Raw genomic sequence first — 21,235 nt, 5'->3', positions numbered from 1 at the left:
TGTCAGTCATGAGGGGCGCCGTCGGCTGGATCCGGCGCATTGAAGGCATTGAGCACGCGCAGCGTGGCTTCCAGGTCGGCGCGGCTCACGCCCTTGAGGACGCGCGCGCGCAACTCGCGCAGGTCTTCTTCCATTTTGGCGGTGACCGCGCGGCCATCCTCGGTCAGCGAGATGGTCTTGGCGCGGCGGTCGTCGGGATCCTCGTCGCGGCGCACGAGACCGGCGGCACAGAGCTGGTCGAGCAGACGCACGAGCGACGGGCCTTCGATGCCGACGTGCTCGGCGAGCGTCACCTGGCGCACCGCCTCGCCCAGACGCCCTGCGGTGAGCAGCGGCGTGGCGCAGGCTTCGGAGACGTTATAGGACGTGAGCGCGCCGTGGCTCGTGCGCCGCCACTTGCGGGCGGCCGTCACGAGCGTGCTGCTGACGGCCAGACGTAAGGTGTGAAGATTCGACATCGGCGGGATGATAGCGTAAAGCGATTCGGTAGCAAACTATCTTTTCCGGCGTGCAGCTATTTTCGGATAGTAATGGAGCCTTGGCCCGCGTGCGCGCTGTTTGCTGCTTTCCCGCGCCAGGTGTGACGCTCGCGCCACGCGGCTCGCGCCTGTGTCATAGGCGCTTAACGTCGTGGCTGGCAGGAGGCGCGGGTTTCCGATCGGAAAATTTTGCGTGCGGCCGCTTTTACGATGCGTTCCGGGTCGTGAGCAGGGCAGGCAACTGCGCCATGTCGGTGAAGACGTGCGCGACGCCTTCGGCCTTGAGCGCTTCGGCGCTGCTGTGGCCCGGTGCGGCCGGGCAGTAGCCGAACACAGTCGCGCCCGCTGCGAGACCGGCGCGCGCGCCCGTCACGGTGTCCTCGACCACGGCGCAACGGCGCGGGTCGACGCCTAGCCCCGCGGCGGCGGCCAGGTAGACATCGGGATGCGGCTTGCTGCGCGGCGTTTCGTGGCCGCTATAAATTTGGCCGCCGAAGCAGTCGAGCAGGCCGACTTTGCGCAATTGCAGTTCGACCTTGCGGCGATCCGCGCCCGAGGCGACGGCGATGCGGCCGGCGTAGGCTCCGTGGACGGCGCGTACTGCGGCGCTCGCGCCCGGAATCTCGATCAGGTCGCGCGCCAGTGCTTCGTTGCGGCGTGCGCGGAAGCCTTCGAGCCAGCTTTCGGTCAGGCGAAAACCGGTATGCGCCTCGATGCGCGCCGCCTCGTCCTTGACCATCTTGCCGACGAAAATCCCCATCGCTTCATCGACGGAGAGCGTCCAGCCGAGTTCGCCGAGCATCTGCACCAGCACGATATGGGTAATGCGCTCTGAATCGACCAGTACGCCGTCACAGTCGAAAAGCACGGCATCGAAAGGCAGGGCGGGAAGTGCGGAAGTGGCGGGAAGCGCGGACATCGTCAGGTGGAAGATCGGGTGGAAGGTTTGTAAGCCGAGCGGCGATGATAACCGGGATGGGGGTGCGGGGTGGTGGTGGGGCGCAGGGGACGCTTAGCGACTTTCGGAGTTTTCCAATTCTGCGCACCTTTGAGTCTGTGGATAGTGGCTGGTCGGCTGCATCGCGGCGCGTCAACGACATCTATAGGCTCACAGGAGGCAAGTTGGTTGACCACTATCAATCGGAGCGCAGTACGCCTCGTATTCCGCTTTGCTCTCAGTCTCAAGCTTCGCTTACCTTTGACGGGCAGCGCCTCATTTTGTCCGGGCCGATTTTTCGGGTCTATCCCGCCGTGTCAGGACAGCCGGATGATCTGGGGCACTTCGACTATTCGGCCGCTCGTCACCGGGAAGGCCGTGTGGGGCCGATACCGCCGGGGCGTTACTGGATCCAGCCATCACAAATGTGGACGAACAGATGGTATAGCCTCGCTCCTCGGGCGGCCTGGGGGAACCATCGGATTACAATTCACGTGTTTCCCGGCACCCAGACGTATGATCGCGGCGGATTCTTTATCCACGGCGGGACGCACGCCGGAAGCGCTGGCTGCATAAATCTGCATTTCGCGATGGAGGCTTTTGTGCGTGCATTGGCAGAAGCCGTCGCATCCTCACCAGACTGCTATATCCCGCTGACCGTTCGGTACTGACATGGCCAGAAACACGGCATTCAAACTGGTTGGCGTGGCCTTGAGCGCGATTGTCGTCGCACTGGTCGCGTTCAACGTGTTCAATTTGAATGAGGCTTACGGCAATGGCCCGCCGTATTACTCGCGCACGACGAACATGGATAAATGGAGCAATCCAATCCCTGTTCTGAGCCTGCTCGACATGTCGGTCGCACTCGCGATCGCGGGCTATGTCCGATGGTGGAGGCGCTTGCGCTAGTGGCGTACGGTTGCCCCACGGCTGGCACAATACGCGTTTCGCCCAGATTCCCGCTTCACGATGCCGACCGATACCCACACCGACCAGCCCTCCACGCCTGAACTGCCGGGCCGCGCCGCTTACACGCAGTTCGCCGACCGTTACGCGCAGATGGCCCCGGAAAAACCGCATAACGCGCTTTACGAACGCCCGGCGACCTCCGCGCTGCTCGGCAACGTGGCGGGCCTGAGCGTGCTCGATGCGGGCTGTGGCCCCGGCATCGTCAGCGCCGAAATGGCGCATGCGGGCGCCGCCGTGAAGGCCTTCGACGTCACGCCCGCGATGGTCGAACTCGCGCGCGCCCGTTGCGCTGACCTGAACGTGGACATCGCGCAAGGCGATCTCGGCCAGCCGCTTGCGTGGCTCGGCGACGCCCAGTTCGACCGCATCGTCTGCTCGCTCGCGCTCGATTATGTGGAGCGCCTCGCGCCCACCTTCGCCGAGTTCCATCGCGTCGCGCGGCCCGGCGCATTGCTGGTGTTTTCGATGGCGCATCCGATGCGCGACTGGATCGACACGCGCACGCGCGGCAACCGCCCGTACTTCGAGACCACGCGCTTTGGCCTGCACTGGGGCGGTTTCGGCGAGCCGAAGCCTTATGTGGAGGCGTATCGCCGCCCGCTCGCCGATATCGTCAACGCGCTGCTCGAAACCGGCTGGCAGATCGACGGCATGCTGGAGCCGAAGCCGGCGGCGGAAATGAAGGCCGTGGCTCCGGCGCTTTACACCGAGCTTGCGCTCGCGCCCGCATTCCTCTGCATCCGGGCGCGCCGGGTCTAACCGGGCTTAACGCCGCGCCGCTGCCGACAGCGACTCTTCAAGCGCGGCCACGCCCGCGGGCAGGTCGACGTCCGCGCCGAGGTCGCGCATGGTGCGGCCCAGCGCGTGGACGGTGCGGAACAGATGGTGCTCGCGACACTGTTCGCCCATTTGGCCGATACGCACGATCGGCAGTCCGAACGATCCGGCGATCTCCACCTGGTATTGCTGCGAGATATGGTTGCACACGTCGCGCGGCGTGAGTCCCTCGGGCAGCCCGATGCCGACTACCGAATTCAGGCGACAGTCTTCAGGCGTATAGAGTTCGAGGCCCAGCGCGGCAACGCCGCTTTGCAGCGCCAGCGAGCAGCGCTGATGGCGCGCGAAGCGCTTTTCGAGCGTCTCCGTGCAGACGAGCCGCAGCGCTTCATGCAGCGCGAGCACGCCCGACACCGGCGCGGTGTAGTGATAACCGGCCTTGTGCCAGAAGTTCTCGGCGAGCGTGGCGTCGAGACACCAGTGCGTATTCGGTGCGGTGCGTTCACGCACGCGCCGCCAGGCGGCGTCCGAGAACGCGATCAGCGACACGCCCGGAATCGACGACAGCCCTTTCTGGCCGCCGGTGATGACGGTATCGATTCCCCACGCGTCCATTTCCAGCGGCATGGTGCTCAGCGTGCAGACCGCATCGACGACGACCAGCGCGCCCGCCGCTTTCGCGATGCGCACGATGTCCTTCAATTGGCGGTTCCAGACCGTGTTCGAGGTTTCGCCGTGCACGATCGTGACGATGGCGGGGCGCGTGCGCTCGATGGCGTGTGCAACGGCGTCGAGCGAGGCAACCTCGCGGTCGCTGACATCGAGCGTCGAAACATCGGCGCCAATGCGGCGCGCCATTTCCGCCATCCGGCCACTGAAGAAGCCATTGACGATCGAGAGCACGCGCGTGCCGGGCCATGCGAGGTTCGAGATTGCCATTTCCATCGCCGCCGAACCCGGGCCGGCCACGCCGAGCACCCAGTTCGAACGCGTCTGGAACACATAGCGCGCCATGGTCTTCACCTGGTCGATGACGCGCGCCATGGTGTCGCCGAGGTGGTTGATGACGACCGAATTGGCCTTGGCGACGGCATCCGGGATCGGCACGGGGCCTGCGCCCATCATGAGCAGCGGCTCGTCGGGCAGGATCTCGGTGAGCGGATCGACGCTCGGGCAGGCGACCGGCAACGCGGCGGCGGCCGCCGCCGCTGCCCGTTGCGGGATCAGGGTGTCGGTGGGGCGCGTGTTGTCGGTCATGATGAGTTCCTTAACGGTGCAGCAAAAGGCTGCGAGTGAAATATGCACGCACGCTGGCGGCAGGGGAAAAGCAAAGTGTTCTCCGGCGCGGCCCATAAAGCCATATACAGTTGGGCGCATTTCCTCTGAACAGTGGCCGGGCTTCGCTGCGAGGCCTACGCGGCCCGACCTGCGCGGCCCGACCTGCGCGGCCCGACCTATAATCTCCGGTTCTTCGCACCAGATTATCAAGGGGACTGCCGTATGTCGCAATTCGCCGTCGACAACCCGTTTCTCGAAACGCTTGGCGTAAGCATCGCGCAGTGGCAAGACGGCTACGTCGAGCTTCTCATGCCGATCGACGCATCGAAGCTCAATCGCCAGGGCGTGCTGCAAGGCGGCGCGATCGCCACGCTGCTCGACGCGGCCGCGGGCTATGCCGGTCTCTACGCCGAGCCCGATGCGCCCAAGCGCCACGGCTTCACGCTTTCGCTGACAACCAACTATCTCGACAAGGGGCTGGGCGACTTTGTTCGCGCGAAGGGTTTTCTGGAGCGAGGTGGCCGCTCGATTTTCTTCTCGCGCGCTGAAGCATGGGTCGACGATCGGCTGTTGATCGCCAGCGCTCAGGGCACGTTTAAATATTCACGCACGGCTTAGAATCATTTGGAATCCGTATCGAATCACGGCTAATAAAGAAGCCCGCGAGCCGTGAGGCTGGCGGGCTTTCCCGATCTTCACGCTGACTGCGCTAGAGCTTTCAGCCGAGCAACAACGCGTCGTCGTCGAGCTGTTCGTGGCGCGTCTGCTCGAACATGCGCAGCAGGTCGGGCACATCCAGTCCACGACGCTCGTCGCCGGACACGTCCAGCACCACCTGTCCCTGATGCAGCATGACCGTGCGCTGGCCGTAATCGAGCGCCTGGCGCATGCTGTGCGTGACCATCATGGTCGTGAGCTTCGCCTCCTCGACGATGCGCGCCGTGAGTTCGAGCACGAACGCCGCCGTCTTGGGATCGAGCGCCGCCGTATGTTCGTCGAGCAGCAGGATGCGCGACGGTTGCAGCGACGCCATCAACAGGCTCACCGCCTGGCGCTGCCCGCCCGACAGCAGGCCGATGCGATCCGTCAAACGGTTTTCCAGGCCCAGGTTCAGCAGCCGCAGCTTGGCGCGAAACAGTTCGCGATCCTGCTTTTTCAGCGCCGGGCCGAAGCCGCGCCGCTTGCCGCGCGCCATCGCCAGCGCCATGTTTTCTTCGATCGTCAGCGCTTCGCAGGTGCCCGCCATCGGATCCTGGAATACGCGCGCGACCAGATGCGCGCGATCCCACGCCTGCTTCTTCGTGACGTCGTTGCCGTCAATCGTGATCCTGCCGTCGTCCACCATCTGGTCGCCGCTGATGGCATTGAGAAACGTGGACTTGCCTGCGCCGTTCGAGCCGATCACGGCGACGAACTGGCCGGTCGGGATTTCCAGCGTGAGGCCACGCAGCGCGCGCGTTTCGATCGGCGTGCCGGGGTTGAAGGTGAGTCTGAGGTCTTGTGCGCTGAGCATGATTTAAGCCCTCCCGTTCTTGCGGCCAAACAGCTTCTTGCGTGTCGCGGGCAGCACGAGCGCAACAGTCACGAGCACGGCCGTCACGAGGTTCAGGTCTTGCGCCTTGAGGCCGATGAAATCGCTATTGAGCGCGAGCGCGATGAAGAAGCGATAGAGAATTGCGCCCAGCACGGCGGCGAGCGTCGTGAGCATGAGGCGGCGCGCGGGCAGGATGCTTTCGCCGATGATGACCGCCGCGAGACCGATCACGATGGTGCCAATGCCCATCGAAATATCGGAGCCGCCTTGGGTCTGCGCGAACAGCGAACCGGCGAGCGCCACCAGCGCATTGGACAGCGCCATGCCTGCCAGTGTCGCGCGGCCCGTGGCGATGCCCTGGGCGCGCGCCATGCGCGGATTCGCGCCGGTCGCACGCAGCGCGAGACCGTATTGCGACGAGAAGAACCAGTCCACGCCGAACTTCGCCGCGAGCACGACCACGAGCAGCGCGAGCGGGCGCAGCATGTAGTCGGGCAGCCACGCAGGCTGGATCATCGTGAACACGGTGGACTCGGTGATGAGGGGCACGTTAGGCGCACCCATCACACGCAGGTTGATCGAGTAGAGCGCGATCATCATGAGGATACTGGCGAGCAGATCCATGATTTTCAGGCGCACATTGAGCCAGCCCGTGACAAAGCCGGCCGCCGCGCCTGCGATCATCGCGCAAAGCGTGGCGAGAAACGGATCCTGGCCGTGCGCGATCAGCGTGGCCGCGACGGCGCCGCCGAGCGGAAAGCTGCCGTCGACGGTCAGGTCGGGGAAGTTGAGGATGCGAAACGAGATCAGCACCCCAAGGGCGACGAGGCTGAAGATCAGGCCGATCTCAAGCGCGCCCAGTAGCGAGTAGAGGGACATGGGAAATCCTGTTGCGGTTTCCGGCGGGCGGATTGCGGTGACGCAGCCGGATGGGTCGCCGCGCGCGCCGCGCCGCCCGGATGAGGCGGCGTGGCGCGCGCGTGCGCGAGGCCCGGTGAAGGCCGGTGCTTTGCTATGCGGTCACGCGTGCGGGCGTGTGAAGCCTTACTTGACGACCGTGGTGGCGTCCTTGAGCAGATCGGCGGAAAGCGTCACGCCTTGCTTCTGCGCGGCAGCCGGATTCACGAACAGTTGCAGCTTGCTGCTGGTTTCCGATGCGATCGCGCCGGGCTTTTCGCCCTTGAGGATGCGCACGACGACCTTGCCCGTCTGATGGCCCAGGTCGCTGTAATCGATGCCGAGCGCCGCAATCGCGCCGCGCTTCACGCTGTCCGTGTCCGACGCGACGAGCGGAATCTTCGCATCGTCGGCCACCTTCACGAGCGCTTCGTAGGCCGAAACGACGTTGTTGTCCGTGTTGGTGTAGATCACATCGACCTTGCCGATCAGGCTCTTTGCCGCCGAACCGATGTCCACCGTGCGCGGCGCTGCGGCTTCCTTGAGCGTCATGCCCTGTTGCGCGAGCAGTTCCTTGAGCGCCTTCACGACCACGACCGAATTTGCTTCGCCGGGGTTGTAGACCATGCCGACGGTCTTCGCATTCGGCACCACGCGCTTGATGAGCGCGACCTGCTTGTCGAGCGGCAGCTTGTCCGACACGCCCGTGACGTTGGTGCCGCTGGGCGTCCACGTCTTCACGAGCTGCGCGGCGACCGGATCGGTGACGCCCGAGTACACGACGGGCACGGACTTCGTTGCGGCCACCACGGCCTGCGCCGACGGCGTCGCGATCGCGACGATGGCGCTCGGATTGTCGCCGACGAACTTGCGCGCGATCTGCGCGGCGGTGCCGGTGTTGCCCTGGGCGCTCTGGTATTCCCACTTGAGGTTCTTGCCGGCGTCGTAGCCGGCGGCCTTCAGCTCGTCGCGCACGCCGTCGCGGATCGCGTCGAGGGCGGGGTGTTCGACGATGGAGAGCACTTCGACGGTGGCGGTTTCGGCGGCGTTCGCTGCGCCGGATGCGAGCGTGAGCGCGGCGGCGCTGGCGATCAGGGTAAGGGTGGCGGCCGTGGCGGCGAGCTTGAAGGTCTTCATTCTGTTTGATCTCCCCCGAATGTTCGGTTCTGGACGGGTGTGGTGCGCTTGCGCGGCAGCGCCGCCGAACGTTGCACCCGGCATTGCGCACGGCGCGCACGTCATGACCTTGCGTGCCCCTTACACCGTGCGCCGCAATGGTGCATAAGACCGGCGGCGAGGCAGCGAGCATACCACCGAGTTTTACGGATCCGGAACGCGCACCGGGACAGTGCGGCGAGGATGCGACGGCATGTCATCGGCCGTCGAAAAATAGTCGATCCGGCTTTCCAGGAAACTCAGCAGGGCGTCGAAAGTTTTCCCGGATTCCGACCGGAAATAATGTGTTCGGTGAGTGCGTGGCGATTATCGGCTGCGTAGAGCCGCATGAGGCTTTCCCGAATGAAAGTAAAGTGTAATTTGTTCATGAAAATCAAACACTTGGCGCGATTTGCATTTAGGGTTTTTACTATGCGTGCAGCGGCCAATTTTTGAAAAGTTTCCCATCCTCGATATTCGGTATCGCAGCCAGATAAAAATAGTCGATCAGGTTTCCCGACGATTTTCCGATTGGAAAAAGCAGCGTCATTTATTTCGGATCGGAAATCGATTTCCCCCAAGGCTTGCCAGTCGGTCGTTCTAGCCGGAAGGTCTCGCTTCCGTCCTTGGCGCCCTGCGATTTTCCAAATGTTTTCAAGCTCTTTCACCGGATTTTCCTCAATTGGCGGCGATCAATACATCAGGAGATATCGGAAAAAACCCTTGGTTGCGAGTGGGAGATTTTATTGATAGGATCCGCCGGTCGCTGATTGAGTCCGGACCACCTTTCCGGACGAAATGCAGTGAACGGGGCAGGCGGATCGCTTGCGCAACAGGGGCCGCGTATCAACGCGATCCCTCCGAACTCAACCGCAAAAAGCGGGTGATAAACGCCGGGCCCCGTCACGTCTTCAATTTCTCTCAGGCCCGTCGTTGTCGTCCCCCCTGGCTCGTCCTCGGGGTGCTGTTCGTTTGCGCAGGTCATCCGTCTGACCGGTTGACCCGAAAACAATCGAGGAGCTCCTGATGACGTCGCTGTTCCGCCGTAACCGCCTTACCTCTGTCTCTGTGGCAGCCGCGCTGCTCGCTTTTGGTGCAGCCGCTCACGCCGAGACCGTCAAGATCGCTATCGCCGGCCCGTTCAGCGGCCCGGTCGCCCAGTACGGCGACATGGTCAAGGCTGGCGCCCTGACCGCAATCGACCAGATCAACGCCGCTGGCGGCGCAAACGGCAACAAGCTCGAAGCTGTCCTGATGGACGATTCGTGCGAGCCGAAGCAGGCCGTCGCCGTCGCCAACAAGATCGTCTCGCAGCACATCCAGTACGTGGTCGGCCACGTCTGCTCGGGCTCGACGATCCCCGCTTCCGACATCTACGAAAACGAAGGCGTCGTGATGGTCACGCCGTCGGCGACCGCGCCGCAGCTGACCGAAGGCAAGAAGCGCCAGTTCATCTTCCGCACCATCGGCCGCGACGACCAGCAAGGCCCGGCTGCCGCCGCCTACATCATCGGCAAGGTCAAGCCGAAGAAGGTCGCGATCCTGCACGACAAGCAGTCGTACGGCCAGGGCATCGCTACGTCGGTGAAGGCTGCGCTCGACAAGGCGCACATCCCCGTCGTCGTGTTCGAAGGCATCAACGCGGGCGATTCGGACTACTCGGCAATCGTCACCAAGCTCAAGTCGCAAGGCGTGGACTTCGTCTACTTCGGCGGCTACCACCCGGAAATGGGCCTGCTGATGCGCCAGTCGCGTGAACAGGGCGTCAAGGCCACGTTCATGGGCCCGGAAGGCGTGGGCAACAAGGACGTGACGGCGATTGCCGGCCCGGCCTCGGAAGGCATGCTCGTCACGCTGCCCGCCGACTTCGCAGCCGATCCGGCCAACGCGAAGCTCGTGAAGGCATTCGCGGACGCCAAGCGCGATCCGAACGGCCCGTTCCAGATGCCGGCCTACGCTGCGGTCGAAGTGATCGCCGACGGCATCGCAGGCGCGAAGAGCACCGACCCGACCAAGGTTGCCGCGTACCTGCACAAGAACGCGTTCAACACGCCGATCGGCAACGTGCAGTACGACGCACAGGGCGACCTGAAGTCGTTCCGGTTCGTTGTGTACACGTGGCACAAGGACGCCACCAAGACCGCCGCGAACTGATCCCCGCGCTGCACGTTGCGAACGCCCCGTCGCGGTTTGTGGCGGGGCGTTTTTATAGCAGCTTCATGGAAGTTGCGTGCGCAACGATAAAGCGTCGATAACAACGGATTGGTACGGTTCTAAAGGGTCTCTTACCGGCTTCACCGCCGCGGGGCTTAAAGCATGAATGATTTTCTTCCTCAGTTCACCCAGCAGCTCGTCAACGGGCTCACGCTGGGTGCGATCTATGCGCTGATCGCCATTGGCTACACGATGGTCTACGGCATCATCGGCATGATCAATTTCGCTCACGGCGAGATCTACATGATCGGCGCCTATGTGGGCCTCGTCACGCTCACGGCCATCGGCACCACGGCGGGCTATCCGCTGCCGCTCGTGCTGGGCGCGGCGCTCATCGTCTCGGTGGTGGTCACCGGGCTCTACGGTTTTGCGGTCGAACGCGTTGCGTACCGGCCGCTGCGCGGCGGGCCGCGTCTCGTGCCGCTGATCTCCGCGATCGGCATGTCGATCTTCTTGCAGAATTACGTGCAGATCGGCCAGGGCGCGCGTGACGTGTCCGTGCCGATGCTGATTTCCGGCGCGCTCGACTTCAACATGGGCGGTAACTTCGACGTGACGATCCCGTACGCGCGCATGCTGATCGTCGGCACCACGGTCGTGCTGATGGTCGCGCTCACGCTCTTCATCTCGCGTTCGCGCATGGGTCGCGCGTGCCGCGCCTGCGCCGAAGACATGAAGATGGCGAACCTGCTCGGCATCGACACGAACCGCGTGATCTCGTTTACGTTCGTGCTCGGCGCGATGCTGGCGGCGGTGGGCGGCGTGCTGATCGGCCTGACGATCGGCAAGCTCAATCCGTATATCGGCTTCATCGCGGGCATCAAGGCGTTCACGGCAGCGGTACTTGGCGGCATCGGCAGCATTCCGGGCGCGATGCTCGGCGGCGTGCTGCTGGGCCTGGCCGAAACCTTCGCATCGGCGTACATGCCGTCCGAGTACAAGGACGTCGTGGCCTTCGGCCTGCTGGTGCTCGTGCTGCTGTTCCGTCCCACCGGCCTGCTCGGCAAGCCGGACGTCGAAAAGGTGTGAGGTCGATATGAGCCAAACTGTTTCGGTTCGCGCGGTCAGCCATAGCGGCCCGTCTTCGTCGCAGACGCTGAAGGGTGCGTTCGTCGCGGCCTTTGCGACCATCATCCTCACGGCGCCGATCCTCGGCCTGCAACTCACGCTCGACGGTTACCAGGTGGTGCTGCAGCAGCACTGGCATCCGGTGTGGATCGCGGCCGCCGTGGTGTTCGTGTTCCAGCTCGCCAAGCCGATGTTTGTGCGCGCAACGAGTGGCGTGAAGCTGCCCAAAGCGCCCGCAATGGGCGCGCGCCAGCAACGCATCGCGATCTGGGTGCTGCTTGCCTTTGGCGCGGTGTTCCCGTTCATCAGCTCGCGCGGCACCATCGACGTCGCCACGCTCGCGCTCATCTACGTGATCCTGGGCCTTGGCCTGAACATCGTGGTGGGCTTCGCGGGCCTGCTCGACCTCGGTTATGTGGGCTTTTACGCGGTGGGCGGCTATACGTATGCGCTGCTCAACCAGTACTTCGGCTTCACGTTCTGGGAATGCCTGCCGCTCGCGGCGCTGGCTTCGGCGACCTTCGGCTTCCTGCTGGGTTTTCCGGTGCTGCGCCTGCGCGGCGACTATCTTGCGATCGTCACGCTCGGCTTCGGCGAAATCATCCGCCTGCTGCTCAATAACCTCACGAGCATCACGGGCGGCCCGGACGGCATTTCGGGGATTCCGAAGCCCACGGTGTTCGGTTTCGAACTCGCGCGCCATGCGAGCGTCGAGGGCGCGAAAACCTTCAACGAACTGATCGGCCTCGAATACAGCGGCGAACACATGATCATCTTCCTGTACCTGCTCGCGCTGGTGCTGGTCGCGTTCACGCTGTTCGTCACGAGCCGCCTGCTGCGCATGCCGATGGGCCGCGCGTGGGAAGCGCTGCGCGAAGACGAGATTGCCTGCCGCTCGCTGGGCCTGAACCCCACGCGCGTCAAGCTCTCGGCGTTCACGCTGGGCGCGTCGTTCGCGGGTCTCGCTGGGGCGTTCTTCGCGGCGCGCCAGGGCCTCGTCACGCCGGAGTCGTTCACCTTCATCGAATCGGCGCTGATCCTGGCCGTGGTGGTGCTGGGCGGCATGGGCTCGCAGCTGGGTGTCGTGCTGGCCGCGATCCTGCTGACCGCATTGCCCGAAGTGGCGCGTGGTTTCGCCGAGTACCGCATGCTGATCTTCGGTCTGGTGATGGTGCTGATGATGATGTGGCGTCCGCAGGGCCTGTTGCCCGCAAGCCGTCCGCACGTGGAGTTGCCGCAATGAGTGCACAAGCGTTGTTGAAAGTGGCGGGCCTGCAGATGCGCTTCGGCGGCCTGCTGGCCGTGGACGGCATTGAGTTCGATGTGCGCCCGAACGAAGTCTTCGCGATCATCGGGCCGAACGGCGCGGGCAAGACCACGGTGTTCAACTGCGTGGGCGGCTTCTATAAGCCGACCGGCGGCGACATCGTGCTCGACGGCCATGCGATCACGGGCCAACCGAGCCACCAGGTCGCGCGTCGCGGCCTCGTGCGCACGTTCCAGAATATCCGCCTGTTCAAGCAGTTGACGGTGCTCGAAAACCTGATGGTTGCGCAGCACCTGAAGGTCAACCGCAACATGCTCAGCGGCCTGTTCGCTACGCCTTCGTACCGCCGCGCCGAGCGCGCCGCGCTCGAACGCGCTGCGTACTGGCTCGAACGCGTGGGCCTGAAGGACGTGGCGAACCGCGAAGCGGGCACGCTTTCGTACGGCCATCAGCGCCGCCTCGAAATCGCGCGCTGCATGATCACGGAACCGCGTCTGCTGATGCTCGATGAACCGGCGGCCGGCCTGAATCCGCAGGAAAAGATCGAGCTGCAGCACATGGTCGATGGACTGCGCAACGAGTTCGGAATCTCCGTACTCCTGATTGAGCACGACATGAGCCTCGTGATGGGCGTATCGGATCGCATCCTCGTGATGGAACACGGCAAGCCGATCATGATCGGCAAGCCTGAAGAAGTGCGCAACGACCCGCGCGTGATCAAAGCCTACCTGGGAGAGGACTGATGCTGAAGCTGGACAAGGTTCATACCCACTATGGCGCGGTGGAAGCGCTGGCGGGCGTGTCGATCGAAGTGAACAAAGGCGAGATCGTTACGCTGATCGGCAGCAACGGCGCCGGCAAGACCACGCTGATGATGACCGTATGCGGCACGCCGCGTGCGTCGTCGGGGCAGGTGACGTTCGAAGGCCGCGACATCACGCGCCTGCCCACGCACGAAATCATGCGCCTGGGCATGGCGATCTCGCCGGAAGGCCGTCGCGTGTTCCCGAGCCTGACCGTGCTGGAGAACCTGCAAATGGGCGGCTTTTTCTCGTCGCAGCACGAGATCGAAGCAGGCATCGAACATGTCTTCAAGCTGTTTCCGCGCCTGAACCAGCGGGCGAAGCAGCGTGCGGGCACGATGTCGGGCGGCGAGCAGCAAATGCTCGCGATCGGCCGCGCGCTGATGAGCAAGCCGCGCCTGCTGCTGCTCGACGAACCGACGCTCGGCCTCGCGCCGCTCGTGATCGCGCAGATCTTCGACATCATCCGTGCGATCCGCGAGGAAGGCGTGACGGTGTTCCTCGTCGAGCAGAACGCGAACAAGGCGCTGCATGTGGCCGATCGCGGTTATGTGCTCGAAACCGGCCGCGTGGTGCTGGCCGATAGCGCCGACAACCTGCTCGCCAACGACGATATCAAGCGCGCGTATCTGGGCGGTTGATTTCGCAAGCGCTTCAGGGCGTTATCTAGCGGCCCGCGCAATTTCCCTTAAATGAAGGGCGATTGCGCGGGCCGTTTCTATTCAGTCGCCGCGCGAAGGTGTCAACTGCGCTAGCTGCGCGGCGAGCCGCATCAGATCGGCCTGACCGCGCGTGGCGGTCTTGGCGAAGACGTGATGCAAATGCGTGCGCACCGTCGAGGGCGCGATCCGCAACGCTGCCGCGATATCGCGTGGATTGCCGCCGTTGCCGATTTCGCAGGCGACGCGCGCCTCGGCGGGTGTCAGCGCGTAGAGGGCGATCAGGCGCTGCTCGACGCCTCGCCGCGCGGCCTGCGGGTCGATCACCATGAGCATGGCGGCACCGTGCCGTGCACCGAGCGGTGCGGCCAGCAACTGCAGCGGCAGGCCGGCCATCGCACGCTCGATCAGCATGGCGCCGCCCGTGCGAACGGACGCGCCGTCGCCCGCCGCGCGCGCGATCAGCGCATGCAGGCGCTGCGTGGCCTCGGGCGCGGGCGTCTGCAAACCGTGCGGACTTTCGCGCAATCCCTGCATCTGCGCGAGCTGCGCGGCGGCGGCGCGATTGGCGAAGACCACCCGCGCCTGGCGGTCGACGATCAGCACCGCTTGTGCGAGGCCATCGAGTGCATCAAAGGCGTCGAGCGCAGCAAGCGGATCGTGCGCGCCTGGCGCATCGCCCGTTTGCAGGCGGCGCTGCACGCGGAGCGCATTGCGCAGATGCGGCAGCAACGCGCGCAACACGTCGAGCTCAGCTTGCTCGAATGGACGCGGCACATCGCGCAGCACGCCCAGCACGCCCGCGTGACCCTGCTCGTGCAGCACGCTCGCGAACGCCGCCGCCTGAATGCCCTGCGGCCTGACCCATTCCTGCACGAACGCGCTGTTTCGATGCGCGGCCTGCGGGCGGATCATCGCGTCGGTCACGAGCGTACCGGCAGGCCAGCGCCGCGCCTGCGGCACCAGCGGATCGAGCGCCCCATAGTGCTGCGCATAACTTTGCGCGAAGCTCGCGTCGATCCCGCTCCACTGTTCTAGCCGGAATGCAGCCGCCGTCGGCACCACCGAAAGATTCACATGCGCCGCGCCGATCCGCGCGGCGATGCACGCGAACACCTCAGGCCACTCGCGCGCGCCCAGGGCGGCATCGTAGATGGCGTCGATCAGGCTGCCGCGTGCATCGAAGGCAAGTGAGGAAGGCACGGTGGGAAACGCTGGCTGCGATCGCAGCCGGGCGGGCAGGACAGGATGTGGCCGCGCAGCAAAATTGCGCAGAATGAAGCGCGTCAGGCAGGTTAGCAAACGGCCTGCGCACGCCATGCGCCGCAGCATGCGAAACGCATTCTTCTATGAATAGACGATAAAACTTTCAATCAGGTTTCGATTTGATGCGATTCTCTTTCTTCGTGTGAGGGCATTGACGGGGACTGGACAACTGGCCAGCGCCCACGATAATGGTGCGTCCTGGATGGTGCGCTGCACGTCACGCGGCGCTCGCTGCGCGCTGTTCCTATTCGTTACCCGGAGTCGTTGGATGTCTGAAGAGTATGAAGTGCACGGGCCGCACGATCACGCGGTCGAACACGCGGCGGCTGGCCACGGTCATGGCGGGCACGATGCCGAAGGCGAGCGCGACCCCTTTCCGGGCCGCATGGCCGTGATGACGGCGATCCTGGCATCGATTGGCGCGATCCTCTCGTACCAGAGCGGCAACAGCGAAAACCTCGCGCTCTATTACAAGAACGAGGCGGCGATCCACAAGACCGAAGCGGCGAACCAGTGGGCCTATTACCAGGCCAAGGGCGAGAAGCAGAACCTCGCCGAACTGGGCGCGTCGCTTGCCGCGCTCGCGCCGAATGCGACTGAGGCGCAGCGGCATTTCGCCGCCGATGCAGACCGCTATCGCCAGCAGAAGGAGCCGATCCGCGCCAACGCCGAGGCGCTGGAGAAGCAGGTGCAGGCCGACGACGAGCACGCGGAGCATCTGCTGCACGGCCACCATCGCTGGGCGCAGGCGACCACGCTGATCCAGATTTCGATTGCCCTCACGGCGATTACCTTGCTCACGCGCCGCAAGTGGCTGCTGCGCACGTCGGTGGGCGTTGGCGCAGCGGGTGTGGTGATGGGCGCGCTCGCGTTCTTCGCGGGCTAGGCGCGGCGGCAAGCCCACGCAGGCTGCAAAAAGTCACCCGCCGCACACGATGGCGGTCAGCAGCAGCGGCACCACGGATTTAACCGTTGCGTCGCTGTTTGCTTCGCTCACGCGCGAGCGCACCGATTCCGCGGGCGCGGACACTACAACGCCATAAAGCGGCGCCTTGATCTCCTTGCCCGCGCCGCGGCGAAACAGGTCATCGTCGCGTGCATAGCCGAGCACGACATAAATCGGAAAGCCGAACGCGCTCATGCGACTGCCCTGCGCCGGGCGGAATGCATTGACTGAGTTCGCTTCGACACGGCTTGGCTTCGGGTCGATCGACTTTTCTTCAATCATTGCCGATATGAATGCATGCGGATTCGACGTGCAGTCGAAACGCTTGTCCGGCGTCTGCTCGGGTTGCGCCCCGAGCGGCGGGCAAAAAGCAATCAGTGTCGCTAGGGTGGCGAGGGCGGCAACGCGGGGCACAACGGGGACTCGACGCTGTTTCATGGCGGTGAAGGCAGTGACGATGGCAGTGAGGTAGGCAAAAGCGCCTGGCGCTTGAGTTCCACTGGAATCCATTCGACACCGAAACCCCGCTCCTGTTCAAGAGGGCGGCACACAAATTGCGCAATTTTGCGCCGCGCCGCCCGTCCTGCCAGTGCGTTGCCGGCAGCGGCTAGAGCATCGATTTGGCCTGGCTCAGGATCTTGTCGCATACCTGTTTGGTGGCGGCCTGCTTGAGCCCGCTGCCGGAGAGATCGAGCTGCTGGCCGTTGCCCGCAGTGAGAATGCCGCCCGTGCCTTTCTCGTAGCCGCTATCGGTGGTGGAGGCGCCGCCAGGCAGCTTGCTGAGCAACGAGTCTTTCACGTTGCCGGCGGTGTCCGCGTTCAGGTAATTGTTCTTGATGCAGAACTGGAGCAGGCCCGTGACGTTGCCCATGCTGTTCGAGGTCACCGACGAGCCCGATAGCGAACTGCCGAGGCCGCCCAGGTTGCCGAGCGCACCCGAAGTCGAACCGCTGCTGCCGCTCTGGTTGAGCAGGTTGCCGAGCTGGGCCTGCGCGGGATGCCAGGGCGCAAGCAGGGCGGTGGAGAGGGCAGCAGTAGCCGCCGCGGCGATCAATGCGCGGGCGTAGCGCGATGGGGATGTTTGCATACACGTTTCTCCTTGAAGGCCATGGCCTTCGTACTATAGACGGATTCGCCCTGCGGCCTTTTCTGGGTGACTATGCAAAACACGCGTATTAATCAGGCGTGATTTGCATGTGATGCAATCAGCTTTGCGGGCGCGTAAATACGCGTAGCATGAAACAACAAATACAGCCGCAGTCATGGAAGCAATTCATCGCGGTGTCATTTGTTGCGTGCACAACGGAGATTCGGGGAAGGCGGATCGGGGTGAAGTGGCTGCGAGTTGAAAGCGATGCAATTGAAATCGCAACAGCGAAGTAAATGCATTCAACTTGAGTAGTACGTGTGACGGGGCCGGCACGCGATGCGCATAGTAACGCGCATTAACATGCCGATACGCCGCTACAGCAGCGCCACAGCAATCTTGCAGGATGCATACGATACAGAAAATCCCTTGCTACAAGGGTTTTTCTGGCCAGGCGCAGAGGGCTCGCGCACCGTTTTTGCAAGCGCGATCGGGCATATTTCACGCCACGCAACGCGTGATTTTGTTTCTAACCGTAACACTTATTACGGCCCTCCTCATCGGCTGGTTTCAGGTGGTATGCTTCCTGCACAAATTCTCCCTTGCACGAGTGAGACCACGTTCTTTGCGTCAATACCGTGAACACACGCACTGCCAAAGTGCAGTCGGTGACGCAAACGAACAAGTCATATAAACATATGGTGCAACCGAGCACGCCCACGCGGACATCAAGATCCGCGAGCGACGCTCCGTCACTGCAGCCCCGGTCCGGCTGCGTGGAGAACAGCATGAATTTCGATGAACTGAGCGACGACGAGTGGATGGTGGTGTCCTCGCTCGTATCCGATGAACCGCCTATACGGCTCAATCGCCGCGGCCGCCCGCGCGCGGAGCCGCGCGTCGTGGCGAACGCCGTGCTGTGGATCTTGACGACCGGTGAGTCCTGGTCGCGCCTGCCCGCACGTTATCCGTCCGGGCCGACCTGCCGCCGCCGTTTTGAAGAATGGCACGTCAGCGGCACGCTTCTCGAACTGGTTCAGTTGCTTACGCAGCGTGGCCGCAGCTTCGTTTATGTGCCTGAGCCCGCTCAGGCGCAGGCCTCGTCGAGCCCGCAGGCCGCCCCTGCGGTGGCCGTCGTGGTCGAGGAAGTCGCCGAAGACGACGGCCTGCCCGCCGTCTACTGGAAGAGCCCGGAGGCCTGGCAGGCGCCCGCATCGCTCGCCGATGCAGCGTCGCTGGTCGCCAGTCCGGTTGCCAACCCGATCGAGAGCATGACGCGCCAGCTCGCCCGTCTGGATGAAGCGCTGTCGCAGGCCCAGCATCGCACGCCCGCCGCCAGGGCAGGGCAGGCGTCGCCCATGGTTCCGCCACAGGCCGATTCCAGCGCCAGGGCCGCGCGTGTCAGAGTGACGCCGCAGCCGGCGCGTACGGTCGCGCCCGACGAGCATTTCGACGTGGCCGATGCCACGCCGCAGCCCGAGCAGATCGCCGAATGGCGCGGCTACGTGGTTCACCTGAGCGTGGAAGCAGCGCGCAGCCGCATGCATCGCGGCATGTATCGCGCGGCGGCGGAAATCCTCAAGGATGGCAAGCGCGTGGAGCGCTCGGGGCTGGTCGGCCCGGCGTTCGACGACGCCGATGCCGCGCGTCACTATGCGTTCGACTGGGCGCGTCAGTGGATCGATCGCGAAGGCCCGCATGGCGCGGCTGGCGGTGTCGGTGGTGGCGTCGATGGCGCCGACATGGACGCCGATGACCATGGCCCGGATGTCTCGCTTGCCGGCGCGCATGGCCATGGCAGCGGCGTGGTCACGCGTGCAATGCCCGTTGCTTCGCCGGCACTGGCGAGCGCCACTGCGCACGTGGTCGCCAATGGCGTGCGTCACGCGCCGCTGCAACGCTACACCAGCAGTACGCTGCGCACGCCTGGCGACACGCATGCCCGTGACGGCTCGTCCGCCACCGGCGCCGAGCGCCATCCTCTTGCTTCGCGCTACAGAACGCATCTGAGCTAAGCGGCGGCCCGCTGCACCACTGGCCGCTGCTGTCACCTTCGCTGTCCCGCTGTTCGTCGAACGCTTTTCCAGCTTCATATTTCTACCAGGTACGCCGCCAACCGGATCCGGCTCGATTCGATGGGATTCGAGTTCATTTCCGTTGCGGCGCGAACCGTGGTGTCTCCGTCCATTTTCATCTGGAGCGGGGCGCTCGCATGGGCGCCCCGTCTTGCTGTTTGCAACCCGCCCGGGCCCTCGCAGGCCCGGGCGTTTCCATCACTGACGGCCGTACTGATCGTCCAGACGCACGATGTCGTCTTCGCCGAGGTACGAGCCCGACTGCACCTCGATGATCTCAAGCGGCATCTTGCCCGGATTCTCAAGCCGGTGCGCCACCCCTAGCGGGATGTACGCCGATTCGTTCTCCGAAACGATGAAGCGTTCTTCGCCGCGCGTGACCAGCGCCGTGCCGCGCACGACGACCCAGTGCTCGGCGCGATGATGGTGCATCTGCAGCGAGAGACGCGCGCCGGGTTCGACCACGATACGCTTGACCTGGAAGCGCTCGCCGCTATCGACGCTGTCGTAGTGACCCCACGGGCGATGCACGAGGCGGTGCGCGACGGCTTCGCTGCGCTTCTGCGACTTCAGGCGCTGGACGATCTTCTTCACGTCCTGCGCGCGCGAGCGGTCGGCCACGAGCACGGCGTCGGCGGTTTCGACCACCACGAGGTTTTCGGTGCCCAGGCACGCGATCAAGCGGCCGTCCGAATGTGCGAAGGTATCGCTCGCGCCCTCGAACATGACCTCGCCTTGCGCCACGTTACCGTCGTCGTCCTTCGCAGCGACCTGCCAGACCGTGTCCCATGACCCGAGATCCGTCCAGCCCGCCGTGAGCGGCACCACCACGCCGCTGGCCACCGACGTATCACCCGACAGCGACTCCATCACCGCGTAGTCGATCGAGTTCGACGGCGAGCGCGCAAAGCATTCGGGATCGACGCGGAAGAAGTCGCCGTCGGTCTTGCCGTGTTCGACGGCCGCCGCGCAGGCCTCATAAATCGCGGGCTGGAAGTGGCGAATCGCCTTGAGCCACGTGGACGCGCGCACGATGAAGATGCCGCTGTTCCACCAGTAGCGCTGCGAAGCGACATACTGCTGCGCCAGTTCGATATAAGGCTTTTCGACGAAGCCGTTGAGGCGTCGCGCGCCATCGGGCTCCTGCGCAGCGAGCGGCTCGCCCACGTGAATGTAGCCATAGCCCGTTTCCGGGCGCGTGGGCACGATGCCCATGGTCACGATCTGGCCGTTGGCCGCATGACGCACGCCGTCCGCCACGGCGGCCTGGAACGCGTCGAGATCGGCGAGCGCATGATCGGCTGGCATGACGACCATGATGCCGTCCTGTTGTGCCGCCGTGACCGACAGGGCCGCGATCGTCAGCGCCGGCGCCGTGTCGCGCGCGAGCGGTTCGAGAATCAGGCGCGCTTCCTTGCCGGCCGCGCGAACCTGGTCGGCGGTCGTGAAGCGGTGTTCCTCGTTGCAGACGATCATCAGCTTGTCGGCTAGCGTCACGCGATCGGCGAGGGCGTCGAGCCGTCCCGCTGTATCCGCGAGCAGCGAGCGCTCGCCCACCAGATTGATCATCTGCTTCGGGTATTGCTCGCGCGACAGTGGCCACAGCCGCGAACCCGCACCGCCGGCCAGCACCACGGGGCAGACCTGTAGTGCGTTGCGCGCGTCGCCGCGCGTGTCTGCCTGTTGAGCTGCCTGTTGAGCCGCGCGTGCCGAGGCCGTTGCGGAACCCGTATCCGTCATCTCGCTCTCCTGAAAGGGGTTTCGGTTAAGCGATTTGTAGCACGCTTAAAATCGCAATAAATCGAGTCGTAAAGAAGAAAACGA

The 21,235-nt window shown here is 64.3% G+C and carries 22 protein-coding genes; 11 read left to right on the top strand and 11 right to left on the bottom strand.

What is annotated here, in order from left to right:
• Positions 1 to 2: 2 nt before the first annotated feature.
• Positions 3 to 458, bottom strand: a complete 456-nt coding sequence (locus tag BBA01S_RS23385; RefSeq protein ID WP_027818581.1) for a MarR family winged helix-turn-helix transcriptional regulator — start codon at positions 456 to 458, stop codon at positions 3 to 5.
• A gap of 226 nt (positions 459 to 684) precedes the next feature.
• Complete coding sequence (locus BBA01S_RS23380) at positions 685 to 1,398, bottom strand: HAD family hydrolase (RefSeq protein WP_042297740.1); 714 nt, start codon at positions 1,396 to 1,398, stop codon at positions 685 to 687.
• A gap of 44 nt (positions 1,399 to 1,442) precedes the next feature.
• Here BBA01S_RS23380 and BBA01S_RS48470 point away from each other — a divergent pair, with 44 nt between their 5' ends.
• Genes BBA01S_RS48470 through BBA01S_RS23370 form a run of 3 tightly spaced genes read left to right on the top strand, consistent with a single transcriptional unit; the run spans position 1,443 to position 3,144 of the window.
• Complete coding sequence (locus BBA01S_RS48470) at positions 1,443 to 2,087, top strand: tlde1 domain-containing protein (RefSeq protein ID WP_322787836.1); 645 nt, start codon at positions 1,443 to 1,445, stop codon at positions 2,085 to 2,087.
• A gap of 1 nt (position 2,088) precedes the next feature.
• Positions 2,089 to 2,325, top strand: a complete 237-nt coding sequence (locus BBA01S_RS23375) for a hypothetical protein (RefSeq protein WP_027818579.1) — start codon at positions 2,089 to 2,091, stop codon at positions 2,323 to 2,325.
• A 60-nt stretch (positions 2,326 to 2,385) separates the two neighbouring features.
• On the top strand, positions 2,386 to 3,144 hold the full coding sequence (locus BBA01S_RS23370; RefSeq protein ID WP_042297739.1) for a class I SAM-dependent methyltransferase: 759 nt from the start codon (positions 2,386 to 2,388) through the stop codon (positions 3,142 to 3,144).
• 6 nt (positions 3,145 to 3,150) lie between these two features.
• On the opposite strand, the gene BBA01S_RS23365 is transcribed toward BBA01S_RS23370, so the two are convergent.
• A complete protein-coding gene (locus BBA01S_RS23365) occupies positions 3,151 to 4,287 on the bottom strand; it encodes a pyridoxal-phosphate-dependent aminotransferase family protein (RefSeq protein WP_245641560.1) in 1,137 nt (378 codons plus the stop codon).
• 375 nt (positions 4,288 to 4,662) lie between these two features.
• On the opposite strand from BBA01S_RS23365, the gene BBA01S_RS23360 reads away from it, so the two are divergent.
• On the top strand, positions 4,663 to 5,058 hold the full coding sequence (locus tag BBA01S_RS23360) for a PaaI family thioesterase (RefSeq protein ID WP_027818576.1): 396 nt from the start codon (positions 4,663 to 4,665) through the stop codon (positions 5,056 to 5,058).
• A gap of 100 nt (positions 5,059 to 5,158) precedes the next feature.
• Here BBA01S_RS23360 and BBA01S_RS23355 read toward each other — a convergent pair whose 3' ends face one another.
• The 4 genes from BBA01S_RS23355 to BBA01S_RS46980 form a co-directional block, all read right to left on the bottom strand.
• Positions 5,159 to 5,953 carry an ABC transporter ATP-binding protein gene (locus tag BBA01S_RS23355; protein WP_027818575.1) on the bottom strand — a complete coding sequence of 265 codons (795 nt, stop codon included), beginning with the start codon at positions 5,951 to 5,953 and terminating at the stop codon, positions 5,159 to 5,161.
• A 3-nt stretch (positions 5,954 to 5,956) separates the two neighbouring features.
• Positions 5,957 to 6,853 (bottom strand): ABC transporter permease, encoded by an 897-nt coding sequence (locus tag BBA01S_RS23350; RefSeq protein WP_027818574.1) that lies wholly within the window; start codon positions 6,851 to 6,853, stop codon positions 5,957 to 5,959.
• 165 nt (positions 6,854 to 7,018) lie between these two features.
• Positions 7,019 to 8,008 carry an ABC transporter substrate-binding protein gene (locus BBA01S_RS23345; protein ID WP_027818573.1) on the bottom strand — a complete coding sequence of 330 codons (990 nt, stop codon included), beginning with the start codon at positions 8,006 to 8,008 and terminating at the stop codon, positions 7,019 to 7,021.
• Positions 8,009 to 8,286: 278 nt separating this feature from the next.
• Positions 8,287 to 8,694 (bottom strand): hypothetical protein, encoded by a 408-nt coding sequence (locus BBA01S_RS46980; RefSeq protein WP_156966049.1) that lies wholly within the window; start codon positions 8,692 to 8,694, stop codon positions 8,287 to 8,289.
• A 358-nt stretch (positions 8,695 to 9,052) separates the two neighbouring features.
• On the opposite strand from BBA01S_RS46980, the gene BBA01S_RS23335 reads away from it, so the two are divergent.
• From BBA01S_RS23335 to BBA01S_RS23315, 5 genes are all read left to right on the top strand, one after another.
• The gene (locus BBA01S_RS23335) at positions 9,053 to 10,180 is read left to right on the top strand and encodes a branched-chain amino acid ABC transporter substrate-binding protein (protein ID WP_042297738.1); all 1,128 of its coding nucleotides are present in this window, start codon (positions 9,053 to 9,055) and stop codon (positions 10,178 to 10,180) included.
• A 162-nt stretch (positions 10,181 to 10,342) separates the two neighbouring features.
• Positions 10,343 to 11,269, top strand: a complete 927-nt coding sequence (livH, locus tag BBA01S_RS23330) for a high-affinity branched-chain amino acid ABC transporter permease LivH (RefSeq protein WP_027818571.1) — start codon at positions 10,343 to 10,345, stop codon at positions 11,267 to 11,269.
• Positions 11,270 to 11,276: 7 nt separating this feature from the next.
• Positions 11,277 to 12,551, top strand: coding sequence for a high-affinity branched-chain amino acid ABC transporter permease LivM (locus BBA01S_RS23325; RefSeq protein ID WP_027818570.1), 1,275 nt, complete (start codon positions 11,277 to 11,279; stop codon positions 12,549 to 12,551).
• Positions 12,548 to 13,318, top strand: coding sequence for a high-affinity branched-chain amino acid ABC transporter ATP-binding protein LivG (livG, locus tag BBA01S_RS23320; RefSeq protein ID WP_027818569.1), 771 nt, complete (start codon positions 12,548 to 12,550; stop codon positions 13,316 to 13,318). Before BBA01S_RS23325 ends, livG begins: the two co-directional genes overlap by 4 nt.
• Complete coding sequence (locus BBA01S_RS23315) at positions 13,318 to 14,019, top strand: ABC transporter ATP-binding protein (protein ID WP_027818568.1); 702 nt, start codon at positions 13,318 to 13,320, stop codon at positions 14,017 to 14,019. The genes livG and BBA01S_RS23315 overlap by 1 nt, the downstream gene beginning before the upstream one ends.
• Before the next feature lie 81 nt (positions 14,020 to 14,100).
• On the opposite strand, the gene BBA01S_RS23310 is transcribed toward BBA01S_RS23315, so the two are convergent.
• Positions 14,101 to 15,240 carry a helix-turn-helix transcriptional regulator gene (locus tag BBA01S_RS23310; RefSeq protein ID WP_167336035.1) on the bottom strand — a complete coding sequence of 380 codons (1,140 nt, stop codon included), beginning with the start codon at positions 15,238 to 15,240 and terminating at the stop codon, positions 14,101 to 14,103.
• A 331-nt stretch (positions 15,241 to 15,571) separates the two neighbouring features.
• Between BBA01S_RS23310 and BBA01S_RS23305 the strand changes: the two genes are divergently transcribed.
• The gene (locus BBA01S_RS23305; protein ID WP_027818566.1) at positions 15,572 to 16,189 is read left to right on the top strand and encodes a DUF4337 domain-containing protein; all 618 of its coding nucleotides are present in this window, start codon (positions 15,572 to 15,574) and stop codon (positions 16,187 to 16,189) included.
• Positions 16,190 to 16,222: 33 nt separating this feature from the next.
• Here BBA01S_RS23305 and BBA01S_RS23300 read toward each other — a convergent pair whose 3' ends face one another.
• Together BBA01S_RS23300 and BBA01S_RS23295 are read right to left on the bottom strand one after the other, a co-directional pair.
• Positions 16,223 to 16,759 carry a hypothetical protein gene (locus BBA01S_RS23300; protein ID WP_156966048.1) on the bottom strand — a complete coding sequence of 179 codons (537 nt, stop codon included), beginning with the start codon at positions 16,757 to 16,759 and terminating at the stop codon, positions 16,223 to 16,225.
• Positions 16,760 to 16,856: 97 nt separating this feature from the next.
• Positions 16,857 to 17,336, bottom strand: coding sequence for a DUF2501 domain-containing protein (locus tag BBA01S_RS23295; protein ID WP_027818564.1), 480 nt, complete (start codon positions 17,334 to 17,336; stop codon positions 16,857 to 16,859).
• A 788-nt stretch (positions 17,337 to 18,124) separates the two neighbouring features.
• Between BBA01S_RS23295 and BBA01S_RS23290 the strand changes: the two genes are divergently transcribed.
• On the top strand, positions 18,125 to 19,351 hold the full coding sequence (locus BBA01S_RS23290) for a transposase (RefSeq protein ID WP_027818563.1): 1,227 nt from the start codon (positions 18,125 to 18,127) through the stop codon (positions 19,349 to 19,351).
• Between the two features lie 258 nt (positions 19,352 to 19,609).
• Here the strand turns inward: BBA01S_RS23290 and BBA01S_RS23285 are convergent, their stop codons facing one another.
• Positions 19,610 to 21,151 carry a mannose-1-phosphate guanylyltransferase/mannose-6-phosphate isomerase gene (locus BBA01S_RS23285; RefSeq protein ID WP_027818562.1) on the bottom strand — a complete coding sequence of 514 codons (1,542 nt, stop codon included), beginning with the start codon at positions 21,149 to 21,151 and terminating at the stop codon, positions 19,610 to 19,612.
• Positions 21,152 to 21,235: the final 84 nt, after the last annotated feature.

The sequence above is a fragment of the Paraburkholderia bannensis NBRC 103871 genome (assembly GCF_000685015.1).
Classification (GTDB): Bacteria; Pseudomonadota; Gammaproteobacteria; order Burkholderiales; family Burkholderiaceae; genus Paraburkholderia; species Paraburkholderia bannensis.
The sequence above is the reverse complement of the archived record's forward strand: the minus strand, read 5'-3'. Positions and strand labels throughout refer to the sequence as shown.

Bases quoted from the DNA above. Each gene is read 5' to 3' on its own strand.
- BBA01S_RS23385 (WP_027818581.1), bottom strand. From the start codon at position 458: ATGTCGAATCTTCACACCTTACGTCTGGCCGTCAGCAGCACGCTCGTG.
- BBA01S_RS23380 (WP_042297740.1), bottom strand. From the start codon at position 1,398: ATGTCCGCGCTTCCCGCCACTTCCGCACTTCCCGCCCTGCCTTTCGAT.
- BBA01S_RS48470 (WP_322787836.1), top strand. From the start codon at position 1,443: ATGATAACCGGGATGGGGGTGCGGGGTGGTGGTGGGGCGCAGGGGACG.
- BBA01S_RS23375 (WP_027818579.1), top strand. From the start codon at position 2,089: ATGGCCAGAAACACGGCATTCAAACTGGTTGGCGTGGCCTTGAGCGCG.
- BBA01S_RS23370 (WP_042297739.1), top strand. From the start codon at position 2,386: ATGCCGACCGATACCCACACCGACCAGCCCTCCACGCCTGAACTGCCG.
- BBA01S_RS23365 (WP_245641560.1), bottom strand. From the start codon at position 4,287: ATGATGGGCGCAGGCCCCGTGCCGATCCCGGATGCCGTCGCCAAGGCC.
- BBA01S_RS23360 (WP_027818576.1), top strand. From the start codon at position 4,663: ATGTCGCAATTCGCCGTCGACAACCCGTTTCTCGAAACGCTTGGCGTA.
- BBA01S_RS23355 (WP_027818575.1), bottom strand. From the start codon at position 5,953: ATGCTCAGCGCACAAGACCTCAGACTCACCTTCAACCCCGGCACGCCG.
- BBA01S_RS23350 (WP_027818574.1), bottom strand. From the start codon at position 6,853: ATGTCCCTCTACTCGCTACTGGGCGCGCTTGAGATCGGCCTGATCTTC.
- BBA01S_RS23345 (WP_027818573.1), bottom strand. From the start codon at position 8,008: ATGAAGACCTTCAAGCTCGCCGCCACGGCCGCCACCCTTACCCTGATC.
- BBA01S_RS23335 (WP_042297738.1), top strand. From the start codon at position 9,053: ATGACGTCGCTGTTCCGCCGTAACCGCCTTACCTCTGTCTCTGTGGCA.
- livH (WP_027818571.1), top strand. From the start codon at position 10,343: ATGAATGATTTTCTTCCTCAGTTCACCCAGCAGCTCGTCAACGGGCTC.
- BBA01S_RS23325 (WP_027818570.1), top strand. From the start codon at position 11,277: ATGAGCCAAACTGTTTCGGTTCGCGCGGTCAGCCATAGCGGCCCGTCT.
- livG (WP_027818569.1), top strand. From the start codon at position 12,548: ATGAGTGCACAAGCGTTGTTGAAAGTGGCGGGCCTGCAGATGCGCTTC.
- BBA01S_RS23315 (WP_027818568.1), top strand. From the start codon at position 13,318: ATGCTGAAGCTGGACAAGGTTCATACCCACTATGGCGCGGTGGAAGCG.
- BBA01S_RS23305 (WP_027818566.1), top strand. From the start codon at position 15,572: ATGTCTGAAGAGTATGAAGTGCACGGGCCGCACGATCACGCGGTCGAA.
- BBA01S_RS23300 (WP_156966048.1), bottom strand. From the start codon at position 16,759: ATGGATTCCAGTGGAACTCAAGCGCCAGGCGCTTTTGCCTACCTCACT.
- BBA01S_RS23295 (WP_027818564.1), bottom strand. From the start codon at position 17,336: ATGCAAACATCCCCATCGCGCTACGCCCGCGCATTGATCGCCGCGGCG.
- BBA01S_RS23290 (WP_027818563.1), top strand. From the start codon at position 18,125: ATGAATTTCGATGAACTGAGCGACGACGAGTGGATGGTGGTGTCCTCG.
- BBA01S_RS23285 (WP_027818562.1), bottom strand. From the start codon at position 21,151: ATGACGGATACGGGTTCCGCAACGGCCTCGGCACGCGCGGCTCAACAG.